The organism is Mesorhizobium sp. P2_A8 (assembly GCF_056404935.1).
The window spans coordinates 1-19,360 of record NZ_JBFUDB010000009.1 but is presented as its reverse complement, the minus strand read 5'-3'; the positions used below and the strand labels follow the sequence as shown (position 1 = coordinate 19,360).

The 19,360-nt window shown below is 61.6% G+C and carries 20 protein-coding genes; 15 read left to right on the top strand and 5 right to left on the bottom strand.

Annotation, left to right across the window (positions count from 1 at the left end):
- Window positions 1–147: 147 nt before the first annotated feature.
- From AC1D10_RS25195 to AC1D10_RS25175, 5 genes are all read left to right on the top strand, one after another.
- Window positions 148–591: a hypothetical protein gene (locus AC1D10_RS25195; protein ID WP_477276684.1), complete on the top strand. Its 444-nt coding sequence runs from the start codon at window positions 148–150 to the stop codon at window positions 589–591.
- Between the two features lie 209 nt (window positions 592–800).
- A complete protein-coding gene (locus AC1D10_RS25190; protein ID WP_477276682.1) occupies window positions 801–1,397 on the top strand; it encodes a hypothetical protein in 597 nt (198 codons plus the stop codon).
- Between the two features lie 38 nt (window positions 1,398–1,435).
- Window positions 1,436–3,667 (top strand): phage tail protein, encoded by a 2,232-nt coding sequence (locus AC1D10_RS25185; RefSeq protein WP_477276680.1) that lies wholly within the window; start codon window positions 1,436–1,438, stop codon window positions 3,665–3,667.
- Window positions 3,664–3,966, top strand: a complete 303-nt coding sequence (locus AC1D10_RS25180; protein ID WP_477276678.1) for a hypothetical protein — start codon at window positions 3,664–3,666, stop codon at window positions 3,964–3,966. The genes AC1D10_RS25185 and AC1D10_RS25180 overlap by 4 nt, the downstream gene beginning before the upstream one ends.
- A 72-nt stretch (window positions 3,967–4,038) precedes the next feature.
- Window positions 4,039–5,388, top strand: coding sequence for a hypothetical protein (locus AC1D10_RS25175; RefSeq protein WP_477276676.1), 1,350 nt, complete (start codon window positions 4,039–4,041; stop codon window positions 5,386–5,388).
- A 520-nt stretch (window positions 5,389–5,908) separates the two neighbouring features.
- Here the strand turns inward: AC1D10_RS25175 and AC1D10_RS25170 are convergent.
- A complete protein-coding gene (locus tag AC1D10_RS25170) occupies window positions 5,909–6,181 on the bottom strand; it encodes a hypothetical protein (RefSeq protein ID WP_477276673.1) in 273 nt (90 codons plus the stop codon).
- 82 nt (window positions 6,182–6,263) lie between these two features.
- Here AC1D10_RS25170 and AC1D10_RS25165 point away from each other — a divergent pair, with 82 nt between their 5' ends.
- Together AC1D10_RS25165 and AC1D10_RS25160 are read left to right on the top strand one after the other, a co-directional pair.
- Window positions 6,264–6,923: a hypothetical protein gene (locus tag AC1D10_RS25165; protein ID WP_477276671.1), complete on the top strand. Its 660-nt coding sequence runs from the start codon at window positions 6,264–6,266 to the stop codon at window positions 6,921–6,923.
- Window positions 6,917–7,201, top strand: a complete 285-nt coding sequence (locus AC1D10_RS25160) for a hypothetical protein (RefSeq protein ID WP_477276669.1) — start codon at window positions 6,917–6,919, stop codon at window positions 7,199–7,201. The genes AC1D10_RS25165 and AC1D10_RS25160 overlap by 7 nt, the downstream gene beginning before the upstream one ends.
- 100 nt (window positions 7,202–7,301) lie before the next feature.
- Here AC1D10_RS25160 and AC1D10_RS25155 read toward each other — a convergent pair whose 3' ends face one another.
- On the bottom strand, window positions 7,302–7,688 hold the full coding sequence (locus AC1D10_RS25155; RefSeq protein WP_477276667.1) for a hypothetical protein: 387 nt from the start codon (window positions 7,686–7,688) through the stop codon (window positions 7,302–7,304).
- Between the two features lie 572 nt (window positions 7,689–8,260).
- On the opposite strand from AC1D10_RS25155, the gene AC1D10_RS25150 reads away from it, so the two are divergent.
- The 4 genes from AC1D10_RS25150 to AC1D10_RS25135 all read left to right on the top strand — a co-directional run bounded on the left by AC1D10_RS25150 (window position 8,261) and on the right by AC1D10_RS25135 (window position 12,582).
- On the top strand, window positions 8,261–9,505 hold the full coding sequence (locus AC1D10_RS25150) for a septal ring lytic transglycosylase RlpA family protein (RefSeq protein WP_477276663.1): 1,245 nt from the start codon (window positions 8,261–8,263) through the stop codon (window positions 9,503–9,505).
- Window positions 9,506–9,608: 103 nt separating this feature from the next.
- Entirely contained in the window at window positions 9,609–10,775 is a 1,167-nt protein-coding gene (locus AC1D10_RS25145) for a D-alanyl-D-alanine carboxypeptidase family protein (protein ID WP_477276661.1), read from the top strand.
- Window positions 10,776–10,855: 80 nt separating this feature from the next.
- Window positions 10,856–11,530 (top strand): dTMP kinase, encoded by a 675-nt coding sequence (gene tmk, locus AC1D10_RS25140; protein ID WP_477276659.1) that lies wholly within the window; start codon window positions 10,856–10,858, stop codon window positions 11,528–11,530.
- Entirely contained in the window at window positions 11,527–12,582 is a 1,056-nt protein-coding gene (locus AC1D10_RS25135; protein WP_477276657.1) for a DNA polymerase III subunit delta', read from the top strand. Before tmk ends, AC1D10_RS25135 begins: the two co-directional genes overlap by 4 nt.
- A gap of 155 nt (window positions 12,583–12,737) precedes the next feature.
- Here the strand turns inward: AC1D10_RS25135 and AC1D10_RS25130 are convergent, their stop codons facing one another.
- Window positions 12,738–13,604: a hypothetical protein gene (locus AC1D10_RS25130; RefSeq protein WP_477276655.1), complete on the bottom strand. Its 867-nt coding sequence runs from the start codon at window positions 13,602–13,604 to the stop codon at window positions 12,738–12,740.
- Window positions 13,601–14,701: an aminotransferase class I/II-fold pyridoxal phosphate-dependent enzyme gene (locus AC1D10_RS25125; protein WP_477276653.1), complete on the bottom strand. Its 1,101-nt coding sequence runs from the start codon at window positions 14,699–14,701 to the stop codon at window positions 13,601–13,603. Before AC1D10_RS25125 ends, AC1D10_RS25130 begins: the two co-directional genes overlap by 4 nt.
- A gap of 331 nt (window positions 14,702–15,032) precedes the next feature.
- On the opposite strand from AC1D10_RS25125, the gene metG reads away from it, so the two are divergent.
- Genes metG through AC1D10_RS25110 form a run of 3 tightly spaced genes read left to right on the top strand, consistent with a single transcriptional unit; the run spans window position 15,033 to window position 18,202 of the window.
- Window positions 15,033–16,586: a methionine--tRNA ligase gene (metG, locus tag AC1D10_RS25120; RefSeq protein ID WP_477276651.1), complete on the top strand. Its 1,554-nt coding sequence runs from the start codon at window positions 15,033–15,035 to the stop codon at window positions 16,584–16,586.
- Window positions 16,586–17,380, top strand: coding sequence for a TatD family hydrolase (locus tag AC1D10_RS25115; RefSeq protein WP_477276649.1), 795 nt, complete (start codon window positions 16,586–16,588; stop codon window positions 17,378–17,380). Before metG ends, AC1D10_RS25115 begins: the two co-directional genes overlap by 1 nt.
- Window positions 17,381–17,383: 3 nt before the next feature.
- Complete coding sequence (locus tag AC1D10_RS25110; protein ID WP_477276647.1) at window positions 17,384–18,202, top strand: MBL fold metallo-hydrolase; 819 nt, start codon at window positions 17,384–17,386, stop codon at window positions 18,200–18,202.
- 16 nt (window positions 18,203–18,218) lie between these two features.
- Here AC1D10_RS25110 and AC1D10_RS25105 read toward each other — a convergent pair whose 3' ends face one another.
- The gene (locus AC1D10_RS25105; RefSeq protein ID WP_477276645.1) at window positions 18,219–18,980 is read right to left on the bottom strand and encodes a GNAT family N-acetyltransferase; all 762 of its coding nucleotides are present in this window, start codon (window positions 18,978–18,980) and stop codon (window positions 18,219–18,221) included.
- A 212-nt stretch (window positions 18,981–19,192) separates the two neighbouring features.
- On the opposite strand from AC1D10_RS25105, the gene AC1D10_RS25100 reads away from it, so the two are divergent.
- A partial coding sequence (locus tag AC1D10_RS25100; protein WP_477277370.1) for a helix-turn-helix domain-containing protein occupies window positions 19,193–19,360 on the top strand: 168 nt, incomplete at its 3' end.

Below are 19,360 nucleotides of genomic sequence, written 5' to 3'. Positions count from 1 at the left end.
CATCGAGCAAGAGCCGGGCGAGGCCATGCGCACCGCCCGGCTCACCTATTCAGCAATGGCGCAGTCACGCTTCAGAGACGTGGCAGCACCACGCGGCCAGGTTCGTTGTTTCCGGCCTGGCCGCATCCATCCCATAGGAGCCCGGCAATGATCCCCACAACCTTCCCCCCGCGTTGGCGCGCCGCAGTTGAGCGCGGCGATGCTTCCGGCTTCAACAGCGCTGAAGATGTCGTCGCGTTCTTCGATGCGACATCCAATGCCGGCTGCTTCTTCAGCCTCTCGGATGACCAGCGCGAGCATGTAGCAGACCTGCGCAGCCGAGATGACCTAGCGAACCTGTTCACGGCAAGCGCACAGGCCCGACATGCCAGAGAGCGCAAGGCTGACACCATCCAGGCTAATGCAGCCGCGCCCCGCTTCATCCTCGGCCGCACCACACCAGACCATATCCCGACGCTCAGCGAGTTGAAGCCAGAGCTTGCGGCTATCGACGCCGAGATCAACAGGATGCCCAAGGCCACGTCATGGGCGAAGGCTGTCTCGCGGACCAACGCCCGGCTCGATGCCCTGCACGATCACGGGAAGGCCTGACCGATGAACACGAATGGCGCGGCCAAGGACATGGGAATCTCCTCAATGGCTTTGCGTCGCGGGCGGACCGGCTTCCGGGCTGGTCCGCCTGCATCGCGTCTCCGGGTCCTCCCGGCCGGTCAAACTGTATGCGGGGCGGCTGAGCACATGACACCTCTAGGTGCAGATTCAAAAATGTCGTTTCCGTTTCCGCTTGGGAAGGCAAAGCCGTGAATTTCAAGACTTTGACTGTTACCGCTTCGGAAGTCGGGGATGTTCTGGATCTCACCGATCGGCGCATTCGACAGCTTGCCGAGGAAGGTCTGTTTCCGCGCGAGAGCCGAGGCAAGTACGGCTTGCGTGACTGCGTGCTGGCCTACATCGCCAGCTTGGCAGATGGCGCCGATTCCGACGATTTACGGCGCGAGCGCATTGCTCTGATGAAGGCTCAGAGGCGCCGCATCGAACTGGACAATTTCGACCGCGAAGCAACCGAACATGACCTCGATTTTCAACTGTCGGTCGTCAGCGTTCTGGTGGCGTGGTGGCAGCTTCAACAAAGTCCGGTCGGCTCTTGGCTACATCAAAAATGTACCGAACTAGGCTATGGAAACGACGCGGTCCTCATCGCCGGGGCGGTCGAGGGCTGGATGATCGGGCTTCGTGCCCAAATCGAGACGGACCTCCGCAAGGCGGTCGACGCGGCACGCCGCAAGAAGATCGTTATCAAAGATTTCGACACCCTCTACCGCCTGCTCGGCAAAGGCAAAGACCCCTATGCAAACGACTACGACCAGGCGGAACCGCCCACGGCGGCGCGCGCATGATCGCGACCGACAAAGCCAACAAGAAGTGTGACATGTAGATGGCCAAGAACACGATCACGCAAAGGATTGCGCTGGACGGTGGCGACACCATCGAGAAGCAACTGAAGGCGCTCGGCGATGCCGGCGAGAAGGCGTTCAAAGACATCCAGGCAGCCGCCAACAAAGCGAATTTCGACAAGTTCGCGGCCTCGCTCTCCAAGGTCAAAGGGGACCTTGTGACTGTCGGCAAGAACCTAGCATTGCTCGGCACCGGCCTGGCGGTCGCAGCGGGCGGTGCTGGTGTGGCACTGTTCGGCTTGGCCAAGTCTTCCGGCGAAGTTGCCGACAATGCCGGGAAAGCAGCCGAAACGACGGGTTTGCAGACCGAGGCTTTCACCAAACTCCAATTCGCCGCTGAAATGGCCAACGTCTCAAACGAGCAGTTCGTTTCGGGAATGGGCAAACTCAACAAGGCGATCGCCGAAGCGGCCAAAGGAACCGACAAGGCCGGCGACACGATCGACGCGACCGGCGTATCGGTGACCCGTTTCGGCGCCAAGACCAAGGATGCTGCAAAACAGGTCGACACCGCCGGCAACATCTTCACCAAGCTCGGCGTCAAGGTCCGCGACGCCAACGGCAAACTGCGGACCAACGAAGCGATTTTGCTTGATGTGGCCGACGCCTTCGCGCGGATGCCGGACTCGGCGTTGAAGAGTGCGCTTGCAATTGAGCTTTTCGGCAAAGCGGGCGCCGAGCTTTTGCCCTTCCTGAACGAAGGCAAGGCGGGATTGTTCGAACTCGGCGAGCAGGCCAAGAAACTCGGCGTCACCCTGACCGATGCACAGGCGGCGATCGGCGACGACCTCGGCGACAGTCTCGATTCGGTGAGTAAAGCAGCTGCCGGTGCGCGTCTTCAACTCGGCCTGATTTTCGCGCCTGGTCTGACCGCTCTGGCGAATGGCTTCGCCGACCTCATCGCCAACAACCGCGATGCACTGGTCCAGTTCGGCCAGGTCATTAATCAGAAAGTGCTGAGCGTCCTCGGCGATCTTCTGCACCTGCTTTCCGGCAACTCAGCCGCGGTCAAAAACCCTTGGATCAAGGAGTGGTCGGCTGCCGTCATTCAATTCGGCAACGATGTCTCAGGTGTTTTCACCGGCCTGATCTTGCCGGCATTCAAGCTGCTTCGCGAAGGGGCACAGTTGGTTGCCGATCAGATCAACCGGATTTTCGGAACCGACATCACAGCCGGCGAGTTGGCGCTTGGCGCGGCCATCCTGTCAGCCGTGGGTGCGTTCACCCTGCTCGGCTCAACCATAGGCGCCGTTGTGGCCGGTATCGGCCTTCTGGCAGGAGCGGTGGGCGCCGTCCCGTTGGCAATTGCGGCTGCGGCTGTTGGCGCAGGTATCGCCATCGCCGTTTTCTGGGAAGACATCAAAGCCGGCGCCGCAGCGACCTGGCAGTTCATCACCAGCGGCGCTGCGGCAGCTTGGCAAGCGATCGTGCAGGGCGCGACTGACTTGTGGTCGCAGATCGTCGGCGCCTTTCAGACGGGCCAGCAATCGGCCGTGGACGCCTTCAACGGCATTGTCGACGCCATTGTCGCAGCATGGGGCGGCCTGGTCGAAAGCCTCGGATCGATCGCGCAGCAGATCGTTGACAGGATCGCCGGCTGGTTCGGCACCTTGCCGCAGCGGATCACCAGCATCTTCAACAGCCTGGTCAGCATCGCCAGTGGCGTGCTCAGTCGCATATCGTCCCTGGTCGATAGCATTGTTTCGAAAATCCAGTCGGCCATCAATCTGGCGAAACAGCTTGTCGGGCTTGGCGGCGGCGACAGCGGCGGCTCGTCGGCCTCTGGCTTTGCCGGCGGCGGCTCGGTTCGCGGTCCCGGCGGGCCTCGCACGGATTCGATCCTGGCGCGGCTTAGTGCTGGCGAATATGTCATCCAGGCAAAAGTGGTGAGGCAACTCGGCGTTGATTTCTTCCACAAGCTGAACAACGGGTTCTTGCCGGCGATGGACAGCTTCCGGGGCTTCAGCCTTGGCGGGCTGGCTGACAATTTCAACCGATCCATGCAGATCCCGCGCTTCGCCGCTGGCGGCCTCGCCGAGTTGGCGCCTGCGGGCGGGGCCAGCAAAATGGTTAGCCTCAAGCTCGATTTCGGCCTCGGTCCCAACGACGTCTTTGACCTGATCGCCGCCGATAACAGCGGTCTGAGGAAACTGCAGCGCTTCGCCGTCGCAAGCTCGCTGCTGTCGAACGGCAGAAAGCCGAGGCGCGGATGACCGAGAAACTTGAAGCATGGTGGCGCGCACCGCCCGAGCATGCCGAACGCGTCGAGCAGAATCGCCAAGCGTTTATGGCGCAGTTCGGCGACTTCAAAGCCGTGGCATCGAGCGGGATGTGGCTGGGTTGCTCGCCGGACGGGCAGTACCTCGGGCTCCAGTTCGATCTACCGGACGGAGTCCACCGGATCGCGCTTCCCTGGCAGGATGTAGACGCTTTCTTCACCGAGCTGGCCGGGGCGATGGAGTATATGGGCCTGCGCCAGCTTGCCCATGTCGAGCCGGGCGGCAAGGCATGATCGCCTGGCTCGCCTTCACCCTTTCCGCCGCCGTCGTCCTGGCGCTGGCCTGGCCCTTCTAGGAGATCACCCATGTTCATTCACATGCTAGGCGGTCGCGGCAAGGGCGCCGTGGTCTCAGTCGGCGGCGGCAATGGCGACAGCGACGGCGGGTTTATCGACCCGCCAATTGTCACAACCACGGCCAGCGGCAACACGACTGTCACCGGCAAAGTGAAACCCGGCTCGTTCGGGAAATTCGTTTATCCCATGGCTTCCATTGCCGCCGGCCGCCAATACACGTTCCGCACGACCGCCAGTTTTTCCCAGCTCTCCAAACAGGGCAAGCTTGCAATGGTCGGGTTTGGGGTCAAGAACGGGAATGACTTCCATCTTGCCGGCCTGCGCGGTGACGGCTCGACCGGCTGCACGGTCTATGAAGTCTACGGCACGCCCCCTAATGGCTGGAACAAGGAAACAGGCCACACAACGGCAGATAGCGGCGCTCCGGCCCATGGAACGCAGTACAGCGCCTATCACCGGCTGACGACCTCCGCAGACGGCACCACGGCCGATTATGCCACGTCGGACGATGGCGTGGCCTGGACCGAGGAGCTTTCCGACTTCGCCTTGACGCCGTTCACCAATGTCTCGGGCGTTGCCACGTTCGGTATTGCACTTTGGTTCAACAACTCAGACGCCGGGCCATTCTCGATCCTCATCGATCAGTTCGCCGACGCAGCGGCGCCGACATATTTGCTTGATGGTCTTTCGCCGTCCGGTGCGTGGTCCATGTCACGCGATCTGTTGACTTCGTTCGTCGGCGGCTCGCGCTACACGGGCACGTCAAGCGCCTCTTCTTTCAACGATCAGACCGGGCAGGGTTCCCGAAATATTGCGGCGTCTCCTACGAACATATCGGTCACTACGGCTGGGCCGAACAGTCGAACCTGCCTCCACTTCGATAACGTCAATCAGCTCATGACCGGCGGGGTTATGTCCAGCCTCATAACGGCCACGGCGGGCTACCTGATCGCGTCGTATGCAGAGTGGTCGGCCAGCGGCTCTAACAACCTTGTTTTCGGCGACGGCAATACCAACTTCGGCATCTATCTGAATTCGAGCAAGGTCAACGCGTACAATCAAGGGGCGTGGGCTCCGGGGTCCGGCTCGGGTTTCGCGCAAGGGAGTCTCGGCACCTGTCATGTCGTCGAGTGGCGGCACGAGGGCGGCAACCTCTACTGCCGTCAGGACGGCGGTTCGTGGTCGGCAGCGACGGGCTCTGGCAACACCACGCTCACCGGGGCAATCAACTTCGGCGGTAAGGGCGGTTCCGGTCAGGCGGCCATTAATCTCTTCGAGGCCGTCTCGTTCTCCACCATCCCGGCAACCGGCGTTCAAGATGCTGTCGTGGCGAACATGAAGACGTGGATTGGAGCTTAGGTCACCAGCGTCTACAGGCGCGTTGTCCAGTCTGGTGCATCCGCCTGCACGAACAGATAAATGGCGACCAAGATCAGCACCGCCGCCAGCAACAGCACAATCCAGAGCGTGAGTTTCGTTCGGTTCATGAGGCGGTAGGTAAGCTGTCACCGCCAGCGCCGCAATTCAAATGGCCGTGTGTTGCGCTACGGCTGGGTAGCGAAACCTTATATTAGATTTTGCTAAAATACGGAACGTCCAACGGACGATACCGGAACTAAAGCGGTTACGTCAGACCTTAGTCCAATAGAAAAGGCCCACTACCGTCGTGCCAATCTCACCCCGGCACCGCCGCCATTCTCGGCGATGAACTCGACGCCGGCAGATTCGAGGGCAGTGCGCATTTTGTCGACACTGCTCACGCGGGCGTCCTGGCCGGCCTCAAAACGATTGACGGTATTCCCTCCAACTCCGGCCGCTTTGGCAAGATCGAGGGTGCTCCAATTGAGGGCTGCACGCCCCATGCGACATTGAACTGGCTTCATATGGTGTTTTTATCACCAAACATTATTGACATCAAATCGGGTATGGCATTACCGTTAATGGTGTAAATGTCACCATTTGGAGTTACCGCAATGCCGAAACTCACGTTTCCGGCTGCCGGCGAAGCTATGCCAGCTGCCGAAGTGATAGCAATCATCGGAAGGTTTTCCGGCCAAATGCTGCTCGTCCAGCGGAGGCTGACATGACCTACGCCGCAATATGCCTGCTGCTGGCCGCAGCGGCGCTCCGCACGCGCCTTGGGCGCCTGCACCTAGCATTGAGGCTCCTTCGCCTCTCCAACGCCCTGCACGACGCTGGCGCCCGCATAATCGACAATGCGGAGGCCGACCGCCATGGATGACCTCGATCTCACCAAGAAGGCCGAGGCCTACGTCGCGGCATCGCTGGCCGCTGATCCCGAAACCCTGCTCGTGCCGCTCACCAACCGGAAGGCCATCGCGGATTCGATCGAAAGGCTGATCGATATGCTCGACGCCATGTCGCCTGATCCTGACCTTGAAGACACAGCCGACGACGAGCCGTGGCTTGGCTGGGGCAACGGCGGACCGCGCTTCTACAGCACGTTAAACGACGACGGTCGCGGCAGCCCTCACGATGACCGTGAAGCCGACGACAGCGACTTAGAGGAAAGCGGCGACGAGCACGACGCTTCCGCTACCGCCAATTGGTCAAAGGGCGGGCACTGGTGCGAAGACGTCGAGGAAGAGAACGAGCACGGCGGCGACATACAGGATGAGCCGCACGACGACCAGGGCGAGGCCGAGCCGTACCTAGGCTGGGGCAACGCCACCGGACAGACTGGCGTAGGAGTTGAAGGCTGGACTGCCACCGACAACGAGCAAGCGGGCTGGAATGGTGGTCTTGGCTTCACCGGAGAAGGTCACGACCAAGGCAGGGAAATGCTTCGCAGCCTTGGCCGACGTCGCACCGGTCGCGATCCCGATCAACTAACGATCATCGCGCCGGGCATAGCGAGGATAGGAAGATGGTGATTTCTCAGACCCTCGATGATCTGCAAGCGGACGCAAAGCACCTGCACGATCTGCTCGACGTCATCTGTGGCCGGGTTTTCGCCAAAGTCGACCACGACCGCGACCAAGCCGTCGATTCTATGCTCTGGATTGCCCGCGACCTTGCGGAGAAGATGGCCGGCGATGTGCCGGTGTCTCCCTGCCTTCCCCAGTGGCGCGGCGAGACCGCTGGCGAGTTGAAGCTGGTCGCGCCGGGGATTGTTCCCGTCGACGGGAAGTTTCAGAACGTTCCGAAATAGGTCCCGACGTCGGGACCTTTCTGCCGACAGTCGGCAAAATCTCTAACAACCTCCCGCCGGCGGGAGGTTCTGGCCCGCTGCCTCACGGTGGCGGGCTTTTTCATTGTGCCGTCTGGATAATAGCGCCCATCCAGCCGCCAACGAGGGCGCCTATCTTGCTGTATGTGTCTGAGCTGAGGCCACCTTCCGGCTTCGCCTCTACGGTTTCGCGGATGGAGTTACCGTCGAACGTTCCCTTCTCGACGGCAGCGATACCTTTGGAGGTAAGTTGGACGCCCGCATAGCCACCATTAACAAAAGCAGCTTGGCTAGTGATCAGCCCTTCGGCGTGCAACCAACTGACTACGTCAACAAAGTGGTGTCGCTTTTCTGTGTTGAGGTCCGTCATAACGTGGTCGGCCTCAAGACCCTGCCTCCGCAGCCCGCTAAGAACTAGCTTTGCGAGCACTCGCCCAATGACCTCATAGGACTCGGTAAGTGTCGCCATTTGCTGCCTCGCCAGTGTCGCGTCCATTTCGCATGGACTAGCCGATAGTTGTTGCAGGAAAGACTTGGCACCGCAATTGGCACCGGACACCAAGGGAAGGGCAGGGACGGGGTAGGATGACGGGCTGATGACGGCAAAGAAAAAGCCCGGAAAACCGGGCTATTCGGGACCGTCAAAGACCAGTAGGGATGGCTTTCACCACGTTTCAAGACCGGTGCCTTAAACCGCTCGGCCATTCCTCCGGCAGTCGCGGTCCACTGCTCTAGTGTGCTCGGCAAAGACCTGTCAACCGGCAGGCGTGTCCCGGCAGAAGTTGGGGAGGAGCCCTGCGGCAGGGGACGACATGACTTTCACGCAGCACGACGAAAAAAATCGTGACTTTTCAGGATGCTCAGCCAGGAGCCCCGCCACAATCTTGCCCGGTTCCGGCCACAATCGGTTAATACCGTGATAAACAATTCCTGCGCACAAAGGATCGGGGTTCAAGGCGTCGTTGGTTGATCGAGAGAGTGTGTTGGCTCCTCTGATGCTCAAGCGGCGTCTTGGCTGAGACTGTAGGGGACATCAGAAAAATGCAGGCTATGACGCGCCCGCGTCTTCGTCGCGCTGCTACCGTCGCGTTGTTGGCGGTCTCGGCTGCCTTGCTGGCGGCTTGCGCGTCGCAGCCTGAACCGAAAGCGATGGTCTACAAAAAGACCCGCTCCAAGGAATATTTCTCCGAATCCGAATATGGCGTGAAGGCAAGCCCGCGCGTGGCCTTCCGGGGCGGGCGTCTGCAGCGTGGCGGCGGCCGGGACCAGCTCGGCAAGCCCTACCAGGTCCGGGGCAGGTGGTATTACCCCAAGGAAGACAAGCACTACGCCAAGGTCGGTCTGGCCTCCTGGTATGGCGACGCCTTCCACGGCCGGCTGACCGCCAATGGTGAAGTCTACGACATGACGCATCTGACGGCGGCGCATCCGACCATGCCCCTGCCAAGCTATGCCCGCGTCACCAATCTCAAGACCGGCAGCTCGGTCATTGTTCGCGTCAACGATCGCGGCCCCTATCACGAAGGCCGCATCATCGATGTGTCGGAGCGCGCTGCCCAGATGCTTGACTACGCCAACATCGGCACTGCGCAAGTGAAGGTCGAATATGTCGGCCGCGCTCCGCTCGACGGCGATGACGATCAGTATCTGATGGCCTCCTACCATCCCGGCAACAGGGCGCCGGATCCGTCGGATGGACTGCCGACCGGCGTCATGGTCGCCATGAACGGGCCGTCGCCGAGCCTGCCTGTCGGTGTCGCCGCCGTACCGTTTCCGGGCCAGTTGACCGATTCAGGCCAATCGACCGATTCAGGGATGGTTCAGCCGGTCATGTCGGCGCAGACGCCGGCCTATGGCGATCTGGTGTTGCCGGATTTCGGCCCGATCGTGCCGGAACGCCCGGAGATCAACCTGCCGCCGCAATCGCCGTTTGCCGTGGCCTCGCTGTCCTATGCGGACGAGCGGGTAGAACGCGCCTCCAACGCCTTGGCAGCGCTCGGCGGCGACGGCATGTCACCGGCCGATGTGCTTCAATCGTGGAAGCGGCAGTCGCCACCGGCCGGTTCCGACTACGTAGCGGCGGGTTCGTTCGAGGATGCGGCGGAGGCCAGGCGCATTGCCGCTCAGCTTGCCGCATTCGGCAAGATCGAGATCCAGCGTTCAGAACTCGATGGCGAGGATTGGTATTCGGTCAATCTTTACCCCGATGGCCACCGCAATCTGGATGACTTGCTGCAGGCGGCCTGGTCGCATGGCGCGCCGGACGCACTGGCCGTGCGCAACTGAGCGGAAGCCAGTTCGTATTTGCGCAGCGCGGTTGATCCGCCGCGGAAAAAGCCCGATACTTTTTGCGGGCTTGCCGGACGTTCCGGCCAACGGGTCGAACATCATGCAACTGCGCTTGCTCCAGCCTTTCGCCGGGCTTCTGGTTTTTTGCCTGCTCTTGCTTTCCCTGGCTCCAGCCAGCGCGCAGCTTTTCGAGACCAAGGCCACGCAGGTCTTCATGATCGACGCCGAGACCGGGACGGTGCTGTTTTCGAAAGATGCCGACAAGGCGATACCGCCGGCTTCGATGGCCAAGCTGATGACAATGGAAGTGGTTTTCAACGCCATAAAGTCCGGACGCCTGAAGCTCGACGATACCTTCGTGGTCAGCGAAAACGCCTGGCGCAAAGGCGGTGCGCCTTCGGGAACATCGACGATGTTCGCCAAGCTCAAATCCTCGATCCGACTCGAGGACCTCATTCAGGGCGTAACGGTGCAGGCGGCCAATGACGGCTGCATCGTCATCGCCGAGGGCATGGCCGGATCGGAGGACAATTTTGCCGCGCAGATGACCGAACGCGCCCGCCAGATCGGCCTCAAGACATCGACCTTCGTCAATTCGACGGGCCTGCCGGCGGACGGCCAGCAGACCACCGTGCGCGAGTTGGCGCTGCTGTCCGTGCATCTGTGGCGCGATTATCCGGATTTCTATCGCTACTATGGCCAGAAGGATTTTACCTGGAACAAGATTTCGCAGCGGAACCGCAATCCGCTTCTGGCGATGGACATTGGCGCCGACGGCCTGGCGGTCGGCGCGAGCGAGGCGTCAGGCTTCGGCATCGTCGGTTCGGTCAGTCACAATGGCACGCGAGTGATCGCGGCGATGAGCGGGCTGGCCAGCGACAAGGAACGTGCTGAAGAGGCGCGAAAGCTGCTCGACTGGGGTGTTCGCTCTTTCGAGAAGACCGAAATCTTCGCCAAGGACGAGGTGGTCGGCGAAGCCCAGGTCTTTGGCGGCGCCAAATCCGGTGTGACGCTGAAGGCCAAGGGCCCGATCGAGATCTTCCTGCCGATCACCAACCGCGACAAGCTGACGGCCAAGATCGTCTACAACGGCCCAGTTGCAGCACCTGTGGAGGAAGGACAGCCGGTGGGGGCGCTGCGCGTCTGGATCGGCGACACGCTGAGCCAGGAGACGCCGCTTTTCGCCGCCGAGTCGATCGGCGTTGGCACATTGCCCCAACGCGCGCTCGACGCCGTCAAGGAACTGGCGATCGGCTGGCTGCGCTAGCGCCGTCGGCATAGACGTTTCCCCCAACGCGGACTATCTAGAGCGCAATAACACCCGCAAGCATGGCAAAGGCTTTTCGATTGGCGCGCGGATTTTTCATCACCTTCGAAGGCGGCGAAGGAGCAGGCAAGTCGACGCAGATCGAGCGGCTAGCCAGGAAGATGCGCGCCAAGCGATATGATGTCCTGCTCACCCGTGAACCAGGCGGCTCGCCCGGCGCCGAAGCGGTCAGGCATGTGCTGCTTTCCGGCGCCGCCGAACCGTTCGGGCCGAAGATGGAGGCGCTGCTGTTCGCCGCCGCGCGTTCCGACCATGTCGAGCAGGTCATCCGGCCGGCGGTCGAGCGTGGCACCATCGTGCTTTGCGACCGCTTCCTGGATTCCTCACGCGTCTACCAGGGCGTCACCGGCGGTATCGACCCGGCCTTCATGGATACGCTGGAGCAGGTCGCCATCAACGGCATGATGCCCGACATGACGCTGATCTTCGACATCGATCCGGCGGAAGGCCTCAGGCGCGCAACGCTGCGGCGCGGCGCCGAAGCAACCGCCGATCGCTTCGAGAAGGAGACGCTGGCTATCCATCAGGCCCGCCGAGAGGCGTTTCTGGCGATCGCCGCGGCCGAGCCGGAACGCTGTATCGTCGTCGACGCAGCCGCCGATCCCGACACGGTCGAGAATGTCGTCACCGCCGCGGTGTTCGCGGCGCTGGAGGAAAGAACGCCTTCGCGCAACAGGCAGGCAACGCCGGCATGATCTTCGAGCGCATCGCCCCCGAGCAGCACGACACGCTGGACGGCGTGCCCGAGCCATCCGAAACAGCCCGTCTGGTCGGACACAGGCAGGTCGCGGGGATGCTCACCGCCGCCTACCGTGCGGGAAAGCTGCCGCATGCGCTGATCTTCTCGGGGCCGGTCGGCATCGGCAAGGCGACGCTCGCCTTCCATCTTGCGCATCATCTCTTGAAGCACCCGGACTTCGCGCAAGCGCCGGAAAGTCTTGCCATTCCTGATCCGGCCTCGTCGCTGTTTCGCCAGATCGCCACTGGCGCGCATCCTTCGGTGCTGCATCTGACCCGCCCGCTCAACGACAAGACCAAGAGCTTCAAGACCGTCGTCACCGTCGATGAAATCCGCAAGGTCAGCCGCTTCCTGTCGCTGACCTCGCATGACGGCAGCTACCGGGTCGTCATCGTCGATCCGGCCGACGACATGAACGCCAATGCCGCCAATGCCTTGCTGAAGAATCTCGAGGAGCCACCGGCACGAACGCTGTTCATCCTGATCGTCCATGCGCCGGGCAGCCTGCTGCCGACGATCCGGTCACGCTGCCAGGTGGTGCGGCTGACACCGCTCGACGCCGACGAGCTGATGGCGGTGCTGGAAACGGCCGAACCGCCACCGCCGGACGACCCGGCGGCACGGGCGGCACTGGCCGAGCGGGCAGGGGGCAGCGCGCGCAGCGCGATCCTGCTGACGCAGTATGGCGGGCTGGAAATCGCCTCGACGCTCGATGCCCTGGTGGGTGCAAGAAAGGGCGATGTCGGCGGCGCGTTTCGCCTGGCCGAGGCTGTCGCCGGTCGCGACCAGGCGATCCAGTTCGACATCTTCAACCGCCGGGCGCTCGACCTTTTATCGGACGCGGCAAGCCAGGCTGCCCTGGCCGGCGATCTCGCCCGGGCCAAAACGCTGTCGGACACCTGGCATGAGGCGCTGGACGCCATATCCGAGACCGACACCTACAATCTCGACAAGAAGCAGCACGCCCTGACCATGATCGAGCGCCTGAACATCGCAATGCGGATGTGATGGTTCTTTGCGCAATCCGTTGGCCCAAAACCGGGGCCACTTTTGGCCGGCATGCACGGCCTTGGGATGGCTATCGCCATTCCGGGGAGGTTTGTCGGCATGGGCGGTCCGCTTTCAGGCGCCCGCCGTGTTCTCCTCCAGCAGTCGGATCGCGGCTATTCGGGGCGCCGTGCGTGCTGGCTCGCTCGCTGCACCGCGAGCGCGGCATCATACTTTGCGCGATTGGCCCAATAGATGGTGGCGAACAGCAGCGCCTGGTCGCGGAAAGGAACGTGATCCACCGTATCCGTGGCGGCCTCGGCTTCGATCCAGTCGGCGTGAAAGTCGGCGGCTCCCATCCTGTCGCCGCCGAGAGCCATCTGCTGGAAGCGATACATATGGTCCTCGATATCGAGGTAGCGATCGGCCCAGACGATCGACCATTGCCGGTTTTGCATGGTGAATTTGCGAATCCAGCGCTCGCTCAGGTCCATGTCGCCTTCGGGTTTGGAATACATGACATTCCGACGCGCTTCGAGCAATGTGTTGGTGGCGACGACTTCATTTTCGCGCCACAGGAGCCGCATGGCCGGATCGTTCAGAAATCGGTCTGCGTAAATGGGATGAGGAAACGCGCTTTCTCTCAGCCCATCCATTTTGAAATAGACCAGCAGTTCGGAAGCCACGCTCGCTTCGAGTTCGTTGCGCTCCATCTTGCCGTGGAAAGCCTCGAATCCGATACCCGGAATGAAGGGCATGTGCGCGGCGTGCCAAATTTCGTGCAGGAGGTAGAGATCCTCGATGGCCGCAGCCGCATAATCATCCCGGCGCATCGTCAGCCCCCACCAGGTGCAGAAGTGCGCGCGCTCCAGGCGGTCGTTGGTGGTCTCGCAGCTGAAGCGCGGCAGGCGGGCGTACTGATTGACGATGCTGTGAATATAGCCGCCTTCTCGATGCGAGGATCGGAATGCTTCTGTTTTCCAGTGCACCAAGCAGTGAGCGTGGACATCGTCGCTCGTCACAAGCGGGATCAAATGTTTCATGAAAACGGCCCCGAATTCGGGCTCGCCATGCCGATCCGCTCCGCCATGCCTGGCGTCAGGCACACGCGTGGCCGGGCATCGATCGCGCCGGGCGCGCGCGTGAGATAGGAGACCAGTTCCGGATCGGCGTCCGCGCCTGGCGACGCCTGGGCAAGAATGAAGACGTCCGCCGGCATCAAGGTTAGGCCGAGAGCCTGGCCGGCATGTTCGGCTACGCTCTGTTGAATACTGGCGTAGCGGCGCGCCATGGCGAACACGTCGAACCGCTCCATGAGCCGGATCCCCAATTGCAGCGACGTCAGATTCTTGAACCATTGATTGCCAAAAAGGCCGAGATTCTCCGATCGGCAGAACACCCCGCCTATGCGGTCGTAGTAGGCGCCGAACGGCTTGGACAGGCTGATCACCACGGCGATCACGCAAGGCGCGTCGGCGAGGATCGTCTCTGCCGGCGGTTCGGCGGTTGCCCCGACATATGTCAGATCGAGGACAATTTGGGGCGGGTTCGCGCGCACGCTCAGCCTGCGCAGAAAGGCATTGGCCTCCGGCCACACCATGCCGTCTATGGCCGAGGGTTGGCTGAGACAGAGCAGGTCCTGGGGATCAAGGGTGTCGGCGACATCGCTCCAAGCGTGGCGCTCATGTTCCGTCACCGGAACGCCGCAGGCTTCCGCGTAAGCCTTGTAGCCTTCATACTCGCCCCGAAAGATCACAAGCCGAGGTGCAAACCGTTCGACCCGTGCGCGATTGCCGTAGTCGGAAATCAGGTGAAAAAGCGGCTCGCTTGCACCGGCGGTCGGATAGGTGAATGGAAAGTCAGCCGCGTTCAGAGGTACCATCGGCCTCGCCCAGCCGAGCCACGCGTCGAAGAACTGTCTGTGCAGCGCGTTCTGCTTTCCAGTCCAGGCATGGCGAAACTGATCGAGATAGGCGACGCGGATCGGATCGGGGCCATTTCCCCCGCTATTGCCGAACAACTCGGCCTTCACTGTTTCGATCTCCGGGCTGACGAGGGCGTAGACGGTTTTGCTCGCGCCGGCCTGACGCAAGCGCAAATCAAGGTTCTGTCGCGGATCGTATTGAGAGGTCGTGGCCATGCCGGTCTGCCTGTGCACCGCCACGAAACTACGGGATCGTGGCCTCTCTTTGCAACGGGTCCCACTGGGCGTGGTCTGCGGGTGTCAGCGAAGCGCTGCTGGCTGGAAACGTCATCAAGGCAGAACGCGCGATCCGGGACTTGGCATGAGGCGCTGGACGCTATATCTGAGACTGATACCGACAATCTCGACAAGAAGCAGCACGCCTGACCATGATCGACCGCCTGAATTCTGCAATGCGAATGTGACGGGGCCTCGGGATGGCAATCGCCGCCCCGATGCGATATCCACCGCCACGCCTTTCCATTCAGACATTCATGACGGTTCATTCATGTCACGCGACAAATTCTACATCACGACCGCGATTTCCTATCCAAATGGCAAACCGCATATCGGCCATGCCTACGAGCTGATCGCAACCGACGCGCTTGCCCGCTTCCAGCGGCTCGACGGCAAGGACGTATTTTTCCTAACCGGGACCGACGAGCACGGCATCAAGATGCTGCAGACCGCGAAGCGGGAAGGCATTTCGCCGCGCGAACTGGCCGATCGCAATTCGGCCGATTTCAAGCGCATGGCAGAGGCGCTCAACGCCTCCAATGACGACTTCATCCGCACCACGGAAGAGCGCCACTACGCGTCGTCGCAGGCGATCTGGAAGGCGATTGCCGCCAATGGCGACATCTACAAGGGCGGCTATGCCGGCTGGTATTCGGTGCGCGATGAAGCGTACTACGGCGAGGAGGAGACGGAGGTCCGTCCCGACAATGTCCGTTATGGGCCGCAGGGAACGCCGGTCGAATGGGTCGAGGAAGAGAGCTACTTCTTCCGCCTCTCGGCCTATCAGGACAAACTCATTGCGCTCTATGAAAGCCAGCCCGACTTCATCGGCCCGGCGGAGCGTCGCAACGAGGTGATGAGCTTCGTCAAATCCGGTCTGAAAGACCTGTCGATCTCGCGCACCACCTTCGACTGGGGCGTGCCGGTGCCGGGGGACGAAAAGCATGTGATGTATGTCTGGGTCGACGCCCTGACCAATTACATCACCGGTGTCGGCTATCCTGATGAAAACGCTGATGATTGGCACTTCTGGCCTGCAGATGCACACATCATCGGCAAGGACATTGTTCGCTTTCATGCGGTCTACTGGCCGGCCTTCCTGATGTCTGCCGGCATCCCGTTGCCGAAACGTGTCTTCGGCCACGGCTTCCTGTTCAACCGCGGCGAGAAGATGTCGAAATCGGTCGGCAACGTCATCGACCCGTTCACCATGATCGAGCATTACGGGCTCGACCAGGTGCGCTACTTCTTCCTGCGCGAGGTGCCGTTCGGCCAGGACGGCAGCTACAGCCATGAAGCGATCGTCAACCGCACCAACGCCGATCTTGCCAATGGCCTCGGCAATCTGGCGCAGCGCTCGCTGTCGATGATCGCCAAAAACTGCGGCGGCGTGGTGCCGCAACGCGGCACCCTGACGAATGAGGACAAGGCGATCCTCGATCAGGCAAGCGACGTGCTTGCCGTGGCGCGCAAGACCATGGCGGAACAAGGCATCCATCTGGCGCTGGCGGCGATCTTCGGCGTGGTGGCGGAAGCCGATCGCTACTTCGCCGGACAGGCACCATGGGCGCTGAAAAAGAGCGATCCGGCCCGCATGGAAACCGTGCTGTGGACGACCGCCGAAGTCGTCCGGCGCGTGGCATTGCTGTGCCAACCCTTCATTCCGGGATCGGCCAACAAACTGCTCGACCTGCTGGCGGTGACCGCGGACAGCCGCGATTTCGTGCATGTCGCGGCAGACCATGCGCTCGTCTCCGGGGTTGCGTTGCCTGCGCCGGAGGGGGTGTTTCCGCGTTACGTCGAACAGCCGGACGCGGACGCCTGATGCTCGTCGACAGTCACTGCCACCTGGATTTTCCAGATTTCGCCGAGGAGCGGGCGGCCATTGTCGCCCGCGCCAAAGCGGCCGGTATCGGCCGCATGGTGACGATCTCGACGCGCGTGAAGCGGTTTCCACAAATACTTGAAATCGCAGACACTTTCGACGAAGTCTTTTGTTCGGTCGGCACCCATCCGCACAATGCCGCGGAAGAGCTGGACGTGACCTCGGCGGATCTCGTCCGTTTGGCGGCCCATCCGAAGGTGGTGGCAATCGGCGAGGCCGGTCTCGACTATTTCTATGACAAGGCGCCGCGCGAGGCACAGGCGCAGGGGTTTCGTGCCCACATCGCCGCGGCGCGGGAGACAAGGCTGCCGCTGGTCATCCATTCACGCGATGCCGATGATGACATGGCAGCCATTCTGGAAGACGAAACAGGGAAGGGCGCCTTCCCCTTCATCCTGCACTGTTTTTCCTCGGGGCGGCGGCTGGCTGAAATTGGCGTCGCGCTCGGTGGGTACGTGTCGTTCTCGGGTATCCTGACCTTCAAGAACTCGGCCGAGTTGCGCGCCATTGCCGCCGATGTGCCGCATGATCGCTTGCTGGTCGAAACCGACGCTCCCTATCTGGCGCCCGTACCGTTTCGCGGCAAGCGCAATGAGCCGGCCTATGTCGCGCACACGGCCAAGGTGCTGGCCGAGACGATTGGCGTCAGCGAGGCTGAAATCGCTAATCTGACGACGAACAATTTCTTCCGTCTGTTCGGCAAGATGACACGACCTGCCGAGCAAAGCGCCTGAACGATGACTGACCGGCTGCGCCTCACCATTCTCGGCTGCGGCTCGTCGCCAGGTACGCCGCGCATCACCGGCGACTGGGGCAAATGCGACCCGGATAACCCGAAGAACCGGCGCACGCGCGCCGCCGCACTCGTCGAGCGGATTGCCGCGAATGGCAACCGCACCAGCGTCGTCATCGACACCGGGCCGGATTTCCGCCAGCAGATGCTGATGGCCTCGGTCAGACGCATCGATGCGGTCGTCTATACGCATCCGCATGCCGACCATATCCATGGCATCGACGATCTGCGTGGTTTCGTCCTCGACCAGCGCCAATTGATCGATATCCATGCCGACAAGCCGACGATGCTTCGACTGCGGGAAGCGTTCGGCTACTGTTTCGAGACGCCGCTAGGCAGTTCCTATCCGCCGATCGTCAGGCCGCATCTCATCGACCACGCCAAGCCGGTGGTCATCGAAGGAGAGGGGGGTGCCCTCACCCTCGAGCCGCTGCCGCAGGTCCACGGCGACATCATATCGCTCGGCTTTCGCATCGGCGCGCTCGCCTATTGTCCCGACATCAGCGATTTTCCCGATGCCACCGTCGAACGGCTGCGCGGCCTCGACGTGCTGATCATCGACGCACTGCAGTACAGGACGCATCCCAGTCATTTGTCGCTTGGCGAAGCGCTGGAATGGACCGAGCGATTGGCGCCAAAACACGCCGTGCTAACGCATATGCACGTGCCGCTGGACTACGCCACGGTGATGGCTGAGACACCTGCCAATGTCGAACCCGCCTATGACGGCATGGTGATAGAAATGCCTTATGAGTCAGTATGATAGGAAGGAGTTTTCATCACAACGCTGCGCTCCTTGAGCCAAACATGAACAGCGTTCCGATCCGCTCATAGCCAACGCGAGGGTATAGAAGCGCCCCCGTGTGGGTAGCGGTCAGCACGGAGCATCTCGAACCATGGGCCTGATCGTCCCACAACATTCCGAGGAGCAGCGCCTGGCCGATGCCACGGCGCCGGTGCGTGGGATCGACAAACATGTCCGCGCACCAGCTAGCGCCGACAGCGTCGACGCTGCGCACACGCCCAACAATGTCAGCTCCGTCGATTGCCACATACTGGCGGAGTGAAGCGTCATCGCCGAGCAAATCGTCCGGGATTGGCTGCCTGCGCGTGGTCTTTCCCAACCGCGCTGCCAGGTCAGCTGTGCGCACGCGTTCGATCGAAATCGCAGTCGGTGGCGGCTTTGGAACCTGGCCCAATTGCCGCACGAAAAAGCCTTCCGTTCCGAGCAGCCGATAGCCGAGTGCCTTGTATGCGCTTCGCGTCGGCTCGTCCGGCTCCGCTGTCGCGATCATGGCGCCCACATAGAATCTTCCGCGCGCGTGCTGGCGAGCAATCGCGTCGACATCCTCGGCAGCGACGTCATACGCTATCCATTCCTCCTTGCGGTAGTCGCGAGGGTTCTTGCGCGAAGCGTCGCGCATCAACCACACAGGCCCGACGCGACTTGCCTCGTAGGGAAAGGTACGGCTTTTGCCGGCGCTGTGTCCGTGCACGAACACTTCGATCGCAGACTCAATCGCTTGGTTTGACCTCGTCATCGCAGCAGCCTAGCGTTGCCGGACGGATCAAGGCAACACGCCGGCTGGCATCAAGCCAATGGAAAACATCGGCAATTTCCAGCTTCAGCCCAATGTGCTAGTTCCATAATCTATCTTATGCGACTTTTTTATATTGCCGCAAAGTAGAAATGTCTTGATTCTGCAAAGTAGGAATGTCGCCCTGCTCGTCCATGAGCGAGGGAGATGGCGGGTTGGGACTGATCTTAATGAGCGAGCGCGAGCTGCAACGCATCGAGGTGCTGTCGAAGGTTTTGGAGCGGCGCATGACGGTTGTCTCGGCGGCGCATGTGCTGGATATGACGACGCGTCAGGTCCAGCGTCTGCTGAAGGTGTTCAGAGCCGAAGGCGCCGTAGCACTT